Annotated in this window: 14 protein-coding genes; 13 read left to right on the forward strand and 1 reads right to left on the reverse strand. The window is 64.1% G+C overall.

Features of this window, described 5'->3' with window-relative positions; translation table 11 throughout:
- The first annotated feature begins 84 nt into the window (after nt 1–84).
- The 9 genes from NKJ67_RS09285 to NKJ67_RS09325 all read left to right on the forward strand — a co-directional run bounded on the left by NKJ67_RS09285 (nt 85) and on the right by NKJ67_RS09325 (nt 8,890).
- Complete coding sequence (locus NKJ67_RS09285; protein ID WP_023809431.1) at nt 85–1,002, forward strand: branched-chain amino acid ABC transporter permease; 918 nt, start codon at nt 85–87, stop codon at nt 1,000–1,002.
- A gap of 1 nt (nt 1,003) precedes the next feature.
- Nucleotides 1,004–2,179, forward strand: a complete 1,176-nt coding sequence (locus NKJ67_RS09290; RefSeq protein WP_352581158.1) for a branched-chain amino acid ABC transporter permease — start codon at nt 1,004–1,006, stop codon at nt 2,177–2,179.
- Nucleotides 2,176–2,961 (forward strand): ABC transporter ATP-binding protein, encoded by a 786-nt coding sequence (locus NKJ67_RS09295; protein WP_236382713.1) that lies wholly within the window; start codon nt 2,176–2,178, stop codon nt 2,959–2,961. Before NKJ67_RS09290 ends, NKJ67_RS09295 begins: the two co-directional genes overlap by 4 nt.
- Nucleotides 2,954–3,655, forward strand: a complete 702-nt coding sequence (locus tag NKJ67_RS09300) for an ABC transporter ATP-binding protein (protein ID WP_127326475.1) — start codon at nt 2,954–2,956, stop codon at nt 3,653–3,655. Before NKJ67_RS09295 ends, NKJ67_RS09300 begins: the two co-directional genes overlap by 8 nt.
- Nucleotides 3,656–3,858: 203 nt before the next feature.
- Entirely contained in the window at nt 3,859–5,133 is a 1,275-nt protein-coding gene (locus NKJ67_RS09305) for a flavin-containing monooxygenase (protein ID WP_352581159.1), read from the forward strand.
- Nucleotides 5,134–5,174: 41 nt separating this feature from the next.
- Entirely contained in the window at nt 5,175–5,591 is a 417-nt protein-coding gene (locus tag NKJ67_RS09310; protein ID WP_127267116.1) for a RidA family protein, read from the forward strand.
- A gap of 4 nt (nt 5,592–5,595) precedes the next feature.
- Nucleotides 5,596–6,270 carry a DUF1028 domain-containing protein gene (locus NKJ67_RS09315; protein ID WP_127267115.1) on the forward strand — a complete coding sequence of 225 codons (675 nt, stop codon included), beginning with the start codon at nt 5,596–5,598 and terminating at the stop codon, nt 6,268–6,270.
- A 21-nt stretch (nt 6,271–6,291) separates the two neighbouring features.
- Nucleotides 6,292–7,782, forward strand: a complete 1,491-nt coding sequence (locus NKJ67_RS09320; RefSeq protein ID WP_127267114.1) for an aldehyde dehydrogenase — start codon at nt 6,292–6,294, stop codon at nt 7,780–7,782.
- A gap of 151 nt (nt 7,783–7,933) precedes the next feature.
- Complete coding sequence (locus tag NKJ67_RS09325) at nt 7,934–8,890, forward strand: LysR family transcriptional regulator (RefSeq protein WP_127267113.1); 957 nt, start codon at nt 7,934–7,936, stop codon at nt 8,888–8,890.
- Nucleotides 8,891–8,896: 6 nt separating this feature from the next.
- Here the strand turns inward: NKJ67_RS09325 and argE are convergent, their stop codons facing one another.
- Complete coding sequence (argE, locus tag NKJ67_RS09330) at nt 8,897–10,057, reverse strand: acetylornithine deacetylase (protein WP_352581160.1); 1,161 nt, start codon at nt 10,055–10,057, stop codon at nt 8,897–8,899.
- A gap of 279 nt (nt 10,058–10,336) precedes the next feature.
- Between argE and NKJ67_RS09335 the strand changes: the two genes are divergently transcribed.
- The 4 genes from NKJ67_RS09335 to NKJ67_RS09350 all read left to right on the forward strand — a co-directional run bounded on the left by NKJ67_RS09335 (nt 10,337) and on the right by NKJ67_RS09350 (nt 16,005).
- Nucleotides 10,337–12,406: an oxidoreductase gene (locus NKJ67_RS09335; RefSeq protein ID WP_352581161.1), complete on the forward strand. Its 2,070-nt coding sequence runs from the start codon at nt 10,337–10,339 to the stop codon at nt 12,404–12,406.
- Nucleotides 12,407–12,488: 82 nt separating this feature from the next.
- Entirely contained in the window at nt 12,489–13,091 is a 603-nt protein-coding gene (locus NKJ67_RS09340) for an ANTAR domain-containing response regulator (RefSeq protein WP_352581162.1), read from the forward strand.
- A gap of 2 nt (nt 13,092–13,093) precedes the next feature.
- Nucleotides 13,094–14,332: a CmpA/NrtA family ABC transporter substrate-binding protein gene (locus NKJ67_RS09345; RefSeq protein WP_352581244.1), complete on the forward strand. Its 1,239-nt coding sequence runs from the start codon at nt 13,094–13,096 to the stop codon at nt 14,330–14,332.
- 356 nt (nt 14,333–14,688) lie between these two features.
- Nucleotides 14,689–16,005, forward strand: coding sequence for a CmpA/NrtA family ABC transporter substrate-binding protein (locus NKJ67_RS09350; RefSeq protein ID WP_127396611.1), 1,317 nt, complete (start codon nt 14,689–14,691; stop codon nt 16,003–16,005).
- The last annotated feature ends 64 nt before the right edge of the window (nt 16,006–16,069 follow it).

The following is a 16,069-nucleotide window of genomic DNA, read 5'->3' on the forward strand; positions in this document are numbered from 1 at the left end:
TTGTGACTCGTGAGTTCGGAGATTCGTTCTGTCCGCCCGGGATGGCGATTGATACCTGTCGGCTTCAATCGAGAGACCGACCGCATGGCGGAACTGCTTGTCCAGCAACTGGTGAACTGGATAACCCTTGGCTGCATCTATGCCTTGCTGGCGATCGGATTCAGCCTGATCTTCGGTGTCTTGAACGTCATTCATTTCTCGCACGGCGATGTCGCGATGACGGCGCCGTTCATCACGCTGGCGCTTGCCCAGGCGTTGGCGACCGCTCTTGGCGCCTCGGGGCCCGCCTGGCTGGTGCTTGCGGTTCCGGTCGCCGTGCTCGCCGTCGGTTTGATCGGCGTCCTGCTGGACAAGGTGGTCATCAGGCGCTTCCGCGATGCGCCCGCCATGATGGCGCTGGTGGCGACCGTGGCGCTCGGCATCGTCATCCGCGAACTGATCCGCCATCTCTATCCGCAGGGATCGAACCCGCATGCCTTCCCGCGCCTGGTGTCGGGCATGGCTTTCGAAATCTCCGGCGTTGCCATCAGCTGGTTCGCGCTGCTGGTGGTGGTGCTGACCGTCGCGCTGGTTGCCATGCTGTTTGTCTTCCTGCGCATGACCCCGCTCGGGCTGCGCATCCGGGCGGCCTCGGAGGACCGGGTCGTGGCGCGCATGATGGGCATCCGCGATGCACGCGTCTTCCGTGCGACGTTCTTCATTGCCTCGGCTATCGGCGCCATCGCTGGACTTCTGTTCGCAAGCTATGCCGGCGTGACACGGTTCGACTTCGGCGTCATGGCCGGCCTGCTCGGCTTTTCCGCCGCGGTCATCGGCGGCCTCGGCTCGATGCCGGGCGCCATACTGGGCGGACTGATCATTGCCGGCATCGAAGTGCTGGCGCAGACATTCGTGCCGGACGGCGCTTCCTACCGGCTGGTCTTCGTCTTCCTGCTGGTCATCGCCGTGCTCATCTTCCGCCCCGCCGGCCTGCTTGGGCGCACCGTCATGGAGAAAGTCTAGCATGCAGGGTCGTGCTTCACCCGACGTGCCGGGCATAGCCGCGGCCACGGTCTTCGCCATCGCCTCGCAAATCATCGGGGCAGCGTTCCTGTACCTCATCCTCAAAGTCGACCGCGGCTGGCAGGTGGTCGGCCTGCTGGCCTTGCTCGGCCTCGGTTTCTATCTGCTGGAGAGGCTGCCGTGGATCGCCGACTATGCGTTGGCGAGCTTTGCCCGGGTTCCGCTCGTGGCGATGATCACTGCGGCGGTCATCGTGCTGGCCTTTCCGTTCTTCGTCGGATCCAACACCTATATCCTCCATCTGCTGATCGTCGCCGAGCTTTATGCGGTGCTGGCGCTGGCGCTCAATTTCCAGCTCGGCAGCGCCAACATCCCGAACTTCGCCACCGGCGCTTCCTACGGCATCGGCGCCTACGTGTCGGCGCTGCTGGCGATCAATTTCGGCGTCAGCTTCTGGCTGACGCTGCCGGTCGCGGCGCTGGCGGCGACCCTGTTCGGTTTCATCATCGGCATCCCGTCGATGCGCACGCGCGACACTTATCTGGCGCTTGTCACCATCGCCTTCGGCGTCGTGGTCCAGCAATTGCTGAACAATTTCAGCTGGACCGGCGGACCCAACGGACTGGTCGGCATTCCGGCGCCCAGCCTGTTCGGCCATTCCTTTGCCGATCCGCTGGTGATCTTCGGCTGGAAGCTGCCGAGCCAGGCGAATTTCTATTATTTGTCGGCCGCACTGGTCGTCGTCGCCATCGTCACCGCGCATCGGCTGCACGGTTCGCGCATCGGTCTGGCCTGGAATGCGCTGCGCGCCGACGAGATCGCCGCCAAGGCGCAAGGCATCAATGTGGCGTGGTTCAAGGTTCTGGCCTTCGCCGTCGACGCCTTTCTCGCCGCCTTCGCCGGCACGATCTACGCCTTCTACGTCTCCTACATTTCTCCCGACAATTTCACCTTCCTGGTCTCCGTCACCATCATGACCATGGTCATCGTCGGCGGCATGGACAATATTTTCGGTGTCATCGTCGGTGCGTTCCTGCTGACCATCCTGCCGGAGAAATTGCGCGCGTTCGCCGACTACCGCCTGCTGTTCTTCGGCGTCGTCATCATCGGCTTCCTGATGATCCGGCCGCAAGGTCTGTTCCCGCAACGCATGCGGCGCTACGGAGGCGGACTGTGAGCGCGCTTCTCAAGGTCGAGAATTTGACGATGCGCTTCGGCGGCCTGGTCGCGCTCAACGATGTCAGCCTGTCGATCGACAAGGGCGCGGTGCTCGCCGTCATCGGCCCGAACGGCGCCGGCAAGTCGACGCTGTTCAATGTCGTGACCGGCGTCTACCGGCCAACCTCCGGTCGCGTGACCTTCGACGGCGCCGAGATCACCGGCCGCCCGTCCTACGAAGTTGTCGACCGCGGCATCGCCCGCACATTCCAGTCGTCGCGTCTGTTCTCCGACCTCAGTGTCCTCGACAACGTCATCATCGGCATGCACACCCGCACCAGGACCGGCGTGCTGACCGCGCTGTTTCGGCCCGGCGCGTCGCGCCGTGAGATGGCGGCCTGCGTGGAAAAGGCCGAAACCCTGCTCAAGCTCGGCTCCGGCGACCTGTTCGAACAACGCTACCGGCCAGCGGGCACGCTGGCGCAGGCCGACAGGCGACGGCTGGAAATTGCCCGCGCGCTCGCATCGCAGCCCAAGCTCTTGCTGCTCGACGAACCTTCGGTCGGCATGGACGACACGGAAACCGACGCACTGGTGGCCGACATCACGCGGCTGCGCGTACAAAACCCTGCTCTGTCGGTAGTTCTGATCGAGCACGACATGCGGGTGGTCGAAGCGTTCCCGCAGCATGTCACCTGCATCGACTATGGCAGCAAGATCGCCGAGGGCGACTTCGCGGCGGTGCGCGCCGACCCGCGCGTCCAGGAAGCCTATCTCGGGAAGGCGGTCGCCCATGCTTGAACTCAGGGATGTCGATACTTCCTATGGCGCGGTGCCGATGCTGCGCGGCGTGGCGATGAGCGTGCGCCCCGGCGAACTGGTCTGCCTGCTGGGGCCGAACGGCGCCGGCAAGACGACGACCTTCATGACAGTCTGCGGCGTCGTGCGGGCGCAGCGCGGCAAGGTCGAGGTGATGGGCAGGGACATGGCGACGCTCGGCACGGAAAACCTGGCGTCGCTCGGCGTCGGGCTCGTTCCCGAAGGGCGCCGGCTGTTCCCCGGCCTGACCGTGATGGAGAATTTGCGCCTGGGCTATGACGCGGTGTCGGGCAGGGGACCCAATTTCGGGGTGCAACTGGACAAGATGTGCAAGCTGTTTCCGCGCATCCAGGAGCGCCTGCGCCAGGTCGCCGGGACTTTGTCGGGCGGCGAACAGGCGATGGTGGCGCTGGCGCGCGCGCTGATCGGCGAACCCAGACTGGTGATCATGGACGAGCCGTCGCTCGGTCTCTCGCCAAAACTCATCGGCGAGTATTTCGAGATCACAAGGGAGATCCATCGCCAAGGCACGACCATCCTGTTGATCGAACAGAATGCCGAAATGGGGCTGGGCATCGCCGATCGCGGCTATGTGCTGGTCAAGGGTAAGGTCGCCCAGGAGGGGCCGGCAAAGGAGTTGCTCTCGTCCAAGGCGGCCAGAAGCCTCTATCTCTGAGCCGTCCGTTTCTTCTGACTCAACAGTGATGATCCACGCCCCGCGCTCCACATCTTCGGCCATGCTTCCCGGCATTTAGGGACAAGCTAACCACTGCCACATGAAATCATAATTTTCGCTGCCCGGTGCCTCCAGTAAATCAACGATCAGATCTCCGCCGCATCCGCAGACACTCCCGGGGAGAGCCAGAAAGGGCCGCTGAAATGCCAGTCGAAACGGTAGACACGCTTGTTGTTGGCGGCGGCCAGGCGGGGCTGGCCATGAGCGAGCATCTGAGCAAGTGCGGGGTGCCGCATCTCGTGCTCGAGCGAAGCCGCATCGCCGAACGCTGGCGTACCGAAAGATGGGACTCGCTGGTTGCCAATGGTCCCGCCTGGCATGATCGTTTTCCCGGCATGGAATTTCCGGATGCCGGTCCCGACGCCTTTGTCGGCAAGGAGAAGGTCGCCGACTATTTTGTCGCTTACGCCAGCATGATCGCTGCCCCCATCCGCTGCGGCGTGGAGGTCAGGAGCGTGGAAAGGCTTGTCGGCCGTCCCGGCTTCCGGGTCGAAACCTCGGATGGCGTGATCGAGGCCAGGAGCGTGGTTGCCGCTACCGGGGCTTTCCAGCATCCGGTCATTCCGGCGGTTGTCCCCGGGGATGCCGGAGCGATGCAGATCCATTCCAGCGCCTATCGCAATCCGGGCCAGTTGCCCGAAGGTGCGGTGCTGGTGGTCGGCTCGGGATCTTCGGGAGTGCAGATCGCCGACGAACTCCAGCGCGCGGGAAGGCGCGTCTATCTCTCTGTCGGGCCGCATGATCGGCCGCCGCGGGCGTATCGCGAGCGTGACTTCTGCTGGTGGCTGGGGGTTTTAGGCAAGTGGGACGCCCAGGCGCCGGCGCCGGGCACCGAACATGTCACTATCGCGGTCAGCGGTGCGCGCGGCGGCCAGACGATCGACTTCCGGCGTCTTGCCGCGCAAGGGATAATGCTGGTTGGCCGGACTGAATCCTACAAGGACGGGGTTCTGACCTTCGCGTCGGACTTGGCTAAAAATATCGCGCGCGGCGATGCGAACTACATGTCGGTGCTGGACGAGGCCGACGCCTATGTCGCTCGCAACGGCCTCGACCTTCCAGAGGAGCCTGCGGCCCGCGAGATCGGACCGGACCCGCAATGCATGACCGATCCCATTCTCGAGCTGAACCTGGCGGAAGCCGGGATAGGTTCGATCATCTGGGCAACGGGTTTCACCGTCGATTACAACTGGCTGAAGGTCGATGTGTTTGACGAAAAGGGCAAGCCGAAGCACCAGCGCGGCGTGTCGACCGAGCCGGGAATCTATTTCCTGGGACTGCCGTGGCAATCGCGGCGGGGGTCGAGCTTCATCTGGGGCGTCTGGCACGACGCCCAGCATGTGGCGGACCATATCTCCACGCAGCGCAAGTACCTGGCCTACCATGCGTCCGCGAAGCGCGAGACCAAAGTGGCATAGAAACGGACGTCCCGACCTCGAGCCGACTGACGGAGACCAAGATGGCCCATACAAGAATTCGCAAGTTCAACACCAAGGACACCTATCCCGAGCAGAAGCTCGACAATGATCTGTGCCAGGCGGTCGTTACGCGGGGCGGCAGGACCGTCTATCTGCGCGGCCAATGCCCGCAGGACCTCGACACGGCCAAGAATATCGAAAGCCATGATCCGGTCGAACAGACGCACAAGGTCATGCAGAACATCCGCCAGCTGATCGAGGAGTGCGGCGGCACCATGGAGCATTTGGTCAAGGTGGTGGTCTACATTACCGATGTCCGCTATCGCGAGGCGGTCTACCGCACCATGGGCGAGTATATCAAAGGCGTGCATCCCGTCTCGACCGGCCTTGTCGTGCAGGCCCTGGCGCGGCCGGACTGGCTGGTCGAGATCGACGGCACCGCAGTTATCCCGGATTAAAGTCATGACATTCTCCATCGTCGCGCGGTGCAGCCGCACCGGCATGTTCGGGGTCGCGGTGTCCTCCTCGTCGCCTGCTGTGGCGGCGCGCTGCGCCTATGCGCAGGCGGGCGCCGGCGCCGTTGCCAGTCAGAACGTCACCGATCCTACGCTGGGACTGCGCGGTCTCGAATTGCTGGCGCGCGGCGCGTCGGCGGCAGAGGCGATTGTCATATTGAAGCGCACCGGTGCCTATCCCGAATACCGGCAGGTGCTGGCTGTCGATGCCGCCGGGACGACCGCTATCCACTCAGGGCCCAAGGCGCTTGGCATCTGGGCGGAGGCGCGTGCGGACAATGTCGCCTGCGGCGGCAACATGCTGGCCCATGACGGCGTTCCGCAAGCCATGGTCGAGGCTTTCCTGGCGTCGGAAGGGCATCTCGGCGACCGCCTCATCGCGACCATGCGCGCCGCGCTGAAAGCGGGCGGCGAGGCCGGCCCGGTCCATTCGGCTGGCATGAAGCTGGTGCGCGAGGTTGCGTGGCCGGTCGCCGATCTGCGCTGCGACTGGACCGACGACTGCCCGATCGAGCAACTGGCGACGCTGTGGGAACTCTACAAGCCACAGCTCGATGCCTATGTGACCCGTGCCATAAACCCATCCGATGCGCCGAGCTACGGCGTGCCGGGCGACGAATAGTCAAGACAGGGGTCGCCTGCGATGAGCGAACTCAGCCACAAGGACTGGATCGGCAAGGCGTCGGCGATCCGTTTTCGCGACAAGGCGTTCATCGACGGCAAGACGGTTGCGGCGCGTTCGGGCCGGACTTTTGCCAGCGTCAATCCGGCAACCGGCGAGGTGCTGGCCGAAGTGGCGTCCTGCGGTGAGGAAGACATCGATCTGGCGGTTGCCGCAGCGCGGCGCAGCTTCAACGCCGGCGTCTGGTCGCGGACCAGTCCGGCGCACCGTAAGGAGGTGCTGCTGCGGCTGGCGCAATTGCTGCGCGAAAACCTGCATGAACTGGCTCTGCTGGAATCGCTCGACATGGGCAAACTGGTCAGGGATGCGGCCGCGGTCGACGTTCCCGGCTCGGCAGCGATCTTCCAATGGTATGGCGAGGCCATCGACAAGATCTATGGCGAAGTGGCGCCGACCGGCGAAGGTGATCTGGTGCTGGTGCGGCGCGAACCGCTTGGCGTGGTCGGCGCGGTGGTGCCGTGGAATTTCCCGCTCGACATGGCGACCTGGAAATGCGCGCCGGCACTGGCGGCAGGCAATTCGGTGGTGCTGAAACCCGCCGAGCAGTCGCCTTTGTCGGCCCTGCTTCTGGCGGAACTGGCAATGGAAGCGGGCCTGCCTGCAGGCGTGCTCAATGTCGTGCCCGGCCTTGGCGAAACCGCCGGCCAGGCGCTTGGCCGCCATATGGATGTGGATTGCCTCGCCTTCACCGGTTCGACCGCCGTGGGCAAGATGTTTCTGCAGTATTCCGGCCAGTCGAACATGAAGCAGGTCTGGCTGGAAACCGGCGGCAAGAGCCCGAACCTCATCTTTGCCGATTGCGGCGATCTTGACACGGCAGCCGACATGGCTGCCTTCGGCATCTTCTTCAACCAGGGCGAGGTCTGTTCCGCCAATTCACGCCTGCTCGTCCAGCGCGGCATCAAGGATGCCCTGATGGAGAAACTGGTGCAACGTGCGGCGGCCACGCAGCCCGGCGATCCGCTCGATCCGGCTTCGAAAATGGGCGCGATGGTCGATGCCCGCCACGCGGCCAATGTCATGCGGTTCGTCGAGGCCGGCAAGAAAAGCGCGCGCCTGGTCGCGGGCGGCGACCTGGTCACGGTCAATGGGCGCGGCAGCTTTGTCCAGCCGACCATCTTCGACGATGTCGCACCTGCCGATCCGATTGCTCGCGACGAGATCTTCGGGCCGGTGCTTTCGGTCATCGCCTTCGACGACGAGGCCGACGCGATCCGCATCGCCAATGACAGCCCCTATGGGCTGGCCGCATCGCTGTGGACCGACAGCCTGTCGCGCGCGCATCGTATCGCCGGCCGGCTGCATGCCGGCACGGTTTCCGTCAACACGGTCGACGCGCTGAGCCCGATGACGCCGTTCGGCGGTTTCAAGCAATCCGGCTTCGGCCGCGACCTGTCGCTGCATGCGCTCGACAAATACACCGCGCTCAAAACGACATGGATCAAATACTGATGGGCGCCTAAAGCGCATCGCGATTGAACGGATTCAAGCGATGCGCTTTAGGCCTTTGCTCTATGCATGTCATTTGCGCAAAACCGGGGCCACTTTTGCGCGACATGCATTAGGCTTGATCGAAGCCCTCAAACCAGCAACATAGCCAGCCATGCCGCTACGCTTCACGCTCAGACAGCTGGAATATTTCGTCGCCGTGGGCGAAGCCGGTTCCATCGCTAAGGCGGCCGAACAGGTCAATGTATCGCCGCCATCGATTTCGGCCTCGATCGCGCAGCTGGAAACCGAGTTCGGTGTCCAGCTGTTTGTCCGCAAGCATTCGCACGGCCTCTCGCTGACGGCCGGTGGCCGCATCTTCCTCAAGGAAGCCGCCCGGCTGCTCAACGATGCAGACGCCTTGCACGACGTCGCCGGCGACTTTGCCGAGAAGGTGCGCGGCCCGCTGGCGGTGGGATGCCTGCTGACCTTTGCGCAAATCGTGCTGCCGGCGCTGCGCATGCGGTTCGAACGCGCCTATCCCGATGTGCGCGTGCGCCAGTTCGAGCGCAATCAGGGGCAATTGCTCGAGATGCTGCAGCGCGGTGAAATCGATCTTGCCCTGACCTACGATCTCGAACTGTCGCAGGACATGACCTTCGAGCCGCTGATGCTGGTGCCGGCCTATGTCATGCTGCCGGCGGGGCATCGCTTTGCGGCAAAGGCGTCGATCACGACGGAGGAATTGGCCGACGAGCCGATGGTGCTGCTCGACCTGCCGTTCAGCCGCGAATATTTCCTTTCGGCATTCCACCAGCGCGGGATCCGCCCCAACATTGCCGAGCGCACCGGCGACATCGCCGTCATGCGTTCCATGGTGGCCAACGGCTTCGGCTACGGCATCGCCAATATGCGGCCGCTCAACACGCTGGCGCCGGACGGCAAGCCGCTGGTCTTCGTGCCGCTGGACGGCGATCTGCGGCCGCTGACCATGGGCGTCGCCTTGCCCAGTTCCGAACACCGCACGCAAACCGTCCAGGCCTTCATCGACCACTGCCGGCATTTCGTCGTCGAGCAAGGCGTGTTCGGCGCCGAGCGGGCTGTCGGCCAGGCAGCACTTCCACAGAAGTAGCCCCGGTTAAGCCAACTGCTGGTCGGCAAGCCGCTGCAGCAATTTTTCCAGCATGCCATCGCAACGGCGCATCTGCTCGACGCTGACGAACTCATCCGGCTTGTGTCCCTGCGCCATCGATCCCGGTCCGCACACGACCGTCGGCGTGCCGAGATCGCGGCTGAACAGGCCGCCCTCCGTGCCGTAGGCAACCTTGATGGTGTTGTTGGCGCCGGTCAGCGATTTGATGAAAGCGACGGCTTGCGAACTGACCGGCGTGTCCAGGCCGGGATAGGTGTTGGTGATGTCGATGTCGATTGCCGCCTCGAGCGCGATAGCCGAGGCTTCGGTGGCAATGCGCGCGGCCTCCACGCGCAGACGCTCGAGAATCTCATGCGGGTCGTCGGCCGCGACATTGCGGATCTCGAAGTCGACCTGGCAGAGGTTCGGCACGATGTTCAGCGCCACGCCGGCGTTGATCTTGCCGACATGGACGGTTGTGTAGGCAATGTCGTAGTCGCCGTCGCGGGCGCCATCGCGCACCAGCCGGTCCTGTTCGCGGCGCAAGGCGGCGACGAAATCGCAGCCGAGATGGATGGCGTTGAGCGCCAGCGGGGCCAGCGCCGAATGGCCCTCGCGTCCCTTGCAAAGCGCGCGTGCGGCAAGCTTGCCCTTGTGGCCCGTCGCCACCTGCATATCGGTCGGCTCGCCGACAATGCATAGCAACGGCCGCTGCGGGGCTGCTTGCAGCATGTCGATCAGGCTTCGCACACCAATGCAGCCGATCTCCTCGTCGTAGGAGAGCGCCAAATGCAGCGGCGTGCGCAGCGTCATTTTCGAGGCTTTAAGGCACGCCGCGAGCGCGCAGGCCACAAAACCCTTCATGTCGGCTGTGCCACGTCCGTAAAGCTTGCCGTCTCGGCTCGTCATCTCGAAGGGCGGCAGCGTCCAGGCCTGGCCGTCGACGGGGACGACGTCGGTGTGGCCGGACAGCATGATGCCGGAAGCATCAGTCGGTCCGATGGTGGCAAACAAATTGGCTTTGTGGCCGTCCTCGCTGTGGATGATCCGGCTGGCAATGCCGTGCGCGTCCAGCAGCTCCGCCACGTAGCCGACGAGGGCGAGGTTCGAATCGCGGCTCACCGTCGGGAACGCGATCAGTTTTTCAAGGATCTGGATGCTGTCCATGCGTCTTGTGTCTCATTGGGCGTGCGCGCTATCTAACATCGCGCGGCGGCGGCCTTGAAGTCGCATTTGGCTCAGCCGGAATTCAGCGGATGCTAATCCATGCAGTGCTGCCGATTAGGCGCGTCCTAACCGGCACAGAAGAAATCTGTTGTTTCCCGGCGCTTGCCGCAACTTATGAATGGTCTCACGGCATCAACCCACTGGGCTGGCCGGCTTGCACCTTGGCTCGAAACCATGATCGGGCATGTGCAAGGCGACGCTGGCAGGAAGGCACGTTCCATGCGCGATCCGCGCTACGACATTCTGTTCGAGCCCGTGAAGATCGGTCCGGTGACCGCCAAGAACCGCTTCTATCAGGTTCCGCATTGCAATGGCGGCGGCTATCGCGATCCTTCGGCCGCGGCCGAGATGCGCCGCATCAAGTCGGAAGGCGGCTGGGGCGTCATCTTCACCGAGCAGACCGAGATGCACCACACATCGGAGATCACGCCCTTCATCGAGCTCAGGCTGTGGGACGACGCCGATATCCCGGCGTTGGCGAAGATGGCAGAGGCCATGCACCAGCATGGCGCGCTGGCCGGCATCCAGTTGGCCTATTCGGGCATCAACGGTCCCAACCTCTACACCAAGGAGGTACCGCGCGGACCGTCGGCCCTGCCGATCCGAACCTTCACCAACGATCCGGTGCAGGCGCGCGCCATGGACAAGCAGGATATTCGCGACCTGCGCCGCTGGCACCGCAATGCATTCAAGCGTGCCAAACTGGCGGGCTTCGACCTGGTCTGCCTCTACGGCGCGCATGGCTTCGGCATCATCCAGCACTTCCTGTCCACCGCCACGAACCAGCGCAGCGACGAATATGGCGGCTCGCTGGAAAACCGCTCGCGGCTGATGCGTGAGCTGATCGAAGAGGGCAGGAACGCCATCGGCGACACGTGCGGCCTAACGCTGCGGCTGTCGCTGGACGAGATGATCGGCGAGCTTGGCTTCGGCAACTCCGAAGTGCGCGACATGATCGAGATGCATGCCGACCTGCCAGACCTCTGGGACCTGGCGCATGGCGCCTGGGAGGACTGTTCGGGGCCGTCGCGGTTCAAGGAGGAGGGCGCGCAGGAGAGCCTGGTGTCCGGCATCAAGATGCTGACCTCGAAGCCGGTCGTCGGCGTCGGTCGCTTCACCTCGCCGGATGTGATGGTGAAGATGATCAAGTCCGGCACGCTGGACTTCATTGGCTGCGCGCGGCCGTCGATTGCCGATCCCTTCCTGCCGAAGAAGGTGGAGGAGGGGCGGATCGAGGACATTCGCGAATGCATCGGCTGCAACATCTGCATCACCGGCGACATGACCATGTCGATCTCTCGCTGCACGCAGAACCCGACCTTCATGGAGGAGTGGCGCAAGGGCTGGCATCCCGAACGGATGCAGGCCAAGGGCGACAGCGACAGCGTGCTGATCGTCGGCGCCGGCCCGGCCGGGCTGGAGGCGGCGCGTGCACTCGGCCTGCGCGGCTACCAGGTGGCCATCGCCGAAGCCGGAACCGAACTCGGCGGCCGCGTGGCGCGCGAGTGCCGCTTGCCCGGTCTCTCGGCATGGGGGCGTGTGCGCGACTATCGCCAGTACCAGATCAGCCAGATGTCCAATGTCGACGTCTATTTCGAAAGCCGGCTGTCGGCCGAGGAAATCCTCGCCTTCGGCTTCCAGAACATTGCCGTCGCCACCGGCTCGACATGGCGCCGCGATGGCGTGGCGCGCGCGCATGTCGTGCCGATGCCGGTGGACCCGGCCATGCCGGTCTACACGCCGGACGATTTGATGGGCGGCAATATACCGACCGGCACTGTCGTGCTGTTCGACGACGATCACTATTACATGGGCGGTGTCCTGGCCGAGCTGATGGCGCGGCAGGGCGCGAAGGTGACGCTGGTGACGCCGTCGGCCTATGTGTCCGACTGGACCCGCAACACGCTGGAGCAGGGCGCCATCCACCGCCGGCTGGCCGAACTCGGCGTCGATATCGTGCTGAACCGGACCGTGACGCGCATCGTCCCGGGCGGCGTCGCCACGGCCTGCGCCTATACGGGCGCCCGAAGCGACATTGCCGCGGACGCCGTGGTGCTGGTGACGTCGCGCCAACAGGACGACGGCGTCTGGCGCGAGTTGAAGGCGCGGCGGGACGAATGGGCCGATAGCGGCATCCGCTCGATCAAGGTCATCGGCGACGCCGAAGCGCCGGGTCCGATCGCCTGGGCAACCTATGCCGGCCACCGCTTTGCGCGCGAGCTGGACGAAGCCGACATCGGCGACGCACTGCCCTTCCGCCGCGAGGTCACGGCGTTGGCGGCGGATTAGACGCCGGCGGCCCGGTCAGCGAATATCGGGTTGTTCAACCATACTGCATTGCACAATTCCTTCGCTTGGTCACAATGCAGGCATGGTTCGAACCGCACTCGCCGTCCTGGTGATCGATGAAAACCGCATCCGCGCCGCGATCATCGAGGCGGGGTTGCGCGAGGCCGGCCATGAGCGTGTCACCGTCATCCATGACGTGACCGGCATTGCGCGGCGGATCGCCGAGATCGAGCCCGATGTCATCGTCATCGATCTCGAAAACCCGAACCGCGACATGCTGGAAAACATGTTCCAGCTGTCGCGCGCCGTAAAACGGCCGATCGCCATGTTCGTCGACCGCTCCGATCAGGCCTCGATCGAGGCGGCGGTCGATGCCGGCGTTTCGGCCTATGTCGTCGACGGTCTGCGGCAAGAGCGCGTCAAGCCGATCCTCGACATGGCGGTAAGCCGCTTCAACGCTTTTTCGCGCATGGCGCGCGAACTGGAAGAGGTTCGCGGCGAGCTAGAGAGCCGTAAGGTGATCGATCGTGCCAAGGGCATATTGTTGAAGTCGCGCGGCCTCTCCGAAGAGGCCGCCTACACGCTGCTGCGCAAGACGGCGATGAACCAGAACCGCAAGATCGGCGACATCGCCCAGAGCCTGGTGACTGCCGCCGGGCTGCTGGGACCGCCGGAGGACGAATGAGCATGACTGCTGCGCACCAGATCACCGCCGGTTTCATGCCGCTTTTCGACAGCGCCGTGCTGGTCGCGGCCGGGGAACTTGGCTTTGCCGCACGAGAAGGCATCGACCTCACCCTACACCGCGAGACGTCCTGGGCCAACATCCGCGACCGCATCGCCATCGGTCACTTTCATCTCGCGCATATGCTGGGACCGATGCCGCTCGCCTGCAATCTCGGGCTGACGCCACTCGCTTCGGAAACCATCGTGCCGTTCTCGCTCGGGCTCGGCGGCAATTGCGTCACCGTCTCCAACACCGTCTGGGCCGGAATGGTGGCGCACGGCGCCGAAGCCGATCTTGATCCGGCGCGCGCCGGTGCGGCGTTGCGCGCGCTCATTCGCGAGCGCGCTGCGGCCGGCCGTGACCCGCTGCGCTTCGCCGTGGTGCATCCGCATTCCGGGCACAATTACGAATTGCGCTATTGGCTCGCCGCCTGCGGCATCGATCCGGCGCGCGAAATCGAGATCGTCATCGTGCCGCCGCCCTTCATGGCGGATGCGCTGGCCACCGGCCGCATCGACGGGTACTGCGCAGGCGAACCCTGGAACAGTGCTGCGGTTGCCGCCGGCACCGGGCATATCGTCACCGTCAAGGCGCGGATATGGCGTAACAGCCCGGAGAAGGTGATCGGCGTACGCAAGGCGTGGGCAGACGAAAATCCCGAGGCACTGGCGGCGCTGCTGCGTGCGCTGCATCACTCGGCGCGCTGGTGCCAGGATCCGGCCAACCGTGGCGAATTGGCAGCTGTGATGGCGCAGGCCGGCTTTCTCGGTCTGCCGCCGGCCGTGCAGATGCCGATCCTGACCGGTCATCTCCGACTGGGCGGCGGCGCGGAGCGGACCATCGACGACTTCTTCCTCCCGTTCGACAAGGCAGCGAACTTTCCATGGAAGAGCCATGCGCTGTGGTTCTACACGCAGATGGTGCGCTGGGGGCACGTGGCGCACACGCCGGAAAACCTTGCCATCGCCCGCAACTGCTACCGGCCCGACCTCTACCGTTCGGCTCTGAAGCCGCTTGGTGTGGCGCTTCCCGGCGCCAATTCGAAAGTCGAGGGTGCGCTCCAAGTTGCCACCGCGGTCGGCGCGACAGGCGCCGGCCTTGTGCTCGGTCCGGACGGTTTCTTCGACGGCCAGATCTTCGATCCGGACGAGGTCGACGCCTACATTACCGGCCAGAAATCGGCTCGCGCGGAAGCCTGATCATTTCCGCGTCATTCTTGTGCATTGCACAAAAATTGTGCGCGCGATTGCCCGAATGAACAATCTTTGGCCTTCCGGCCATACGACCCGGTGCGTCCGCGATCGGCGCGGGTTGCTGATTTAATTGATCTTTTTCACCTCTCTCAAAACTGGCACGGTTCCTGCTTTGAAATAGACAGGCCCTTCGCGGGTCACGGAACAGGCGTCCAATGACGGGCGCCACAGGCAAAGCTGCCGCTCAGGTTAATGCGCGCTCCCGGTCACCCGGACGCGAAGACCTGGCTGGCGGCTTTTTTGTTTTGATCAACACGCAATCGACGACGCGGATCCCAAGCCGCGCCCAACCGGAGACGACGATGACGAAACGGATCAGGACTGGAACGACCCTCAAGGACATGACGCGCCGCGATTTTCTCGTCAGCAGCGCGATGACGGCCGGCCTGTTCGTGGCGGCCCGCAAGCTCTTCCCTTCCGGCGCCTATGCTGCGACCGCCACTCCGGAGGTCACCGGGGCCAAGCTCGGCTTCATTGCCCTCACCGATGCGGCACCGCTGATGATCGCCAAGGAGAAGGGGCTGTTCGCCAAGTTCGGCATGCCCGATGTCGAGGTGCTCAAGCAGGCCTCCTGGGGTGCGACACGCGACAATCTGATGCTCGGCGGCGCGGCCAACGGCATCGACGGCGCCCATATCCTGACGCCGCTGCCTTACCTCATGCACACGGGCAAGGTGACGCAGAACAACCAGCCGATGCCGATGGCGATCGTGGCGCGGCTCAACTACGACTGCCAAGGCATTTCGGTCGCCCAAGAATATGCCGGCACCGGTGTCGGTCTCGACGCCTCGAAGCTGAAAGACGCTTTTGCCGCCAAGAAAGCGGCTGGCAAGGAAATCAAGGCCGCCATGACCTTCCCGGGCGGCACGCATGATTTGTGGCTGCGCTACTGGCTGGCGGCCGGTGGCATCGATCCCGACAAAGACGTCTCGACCATCGTCGTGCCGCCGCCGCAGATGGTGGCCAACATGAAGGTCGGCAACATGGACGTGTTCTGCGTCGGCGAGCCGTGGAACGAGCAGCTCGTCCATCAGGGCGTCGGTTTCACCGCCGCCACGACGGGCGAATTGTGGAAGGGCCATCCGGAAAAGGCGCTCGGCCTGCGTGCCGAATTCATCGAGAAAAACCCGAACGCCACCAAGGCGATCCTGATGGCCGTCATGGAAGCCCAGCAATGGTGCGAAGCCAGCGACAACAAGGACGAGATGGCCGCCATCATCGGCAAGCGGCAATGGATGAACGTGCCCGTCGCCGACATCATCGGCCGCCTCAAGGGCGATATCAACTACGGCAATGGCCGCGTCGCCAACGGCACCGATCTTTCCATGAAGTTCTGGAAGGGCGGCGTCTCCTATCCGTTCAAGAGCCACGATACGTGGTTCCTCGCCGAGAACATCCGCTGGGGCAAGTTCGCGCCGACCACCGACATCAAGGCGCTGGTCGATCAGGTCAACCGCGAGGATCTGTGGCGCGAGGCGGCCAAGGATCTCGGCGTTGCGGCTGCCGACGTTCCGGCGTCGTCGTCGCGCGGCGTCGAGACCTTCTTCGACGGCAAGATCTTCGATCCGGCCAACCCGTCCGCCTATCTCGATAGCCTGAAGATCAAGGCATCGGCCTGAACCCCTGCGCAAACGGCGCATTGCGCCGTTTGTCGCTCGAATTATCTGCCCCACGGAGTTTTCC

Source organism: Mesorhizobium sp. M0088 (genome assembly GCF_040322895.1).
Classification (GTDB): Bacteria; Pseudomonadota; Alphaproteobacteria; order Rhizobiales; family Rhizobiaceae; genus Mesorhizobium.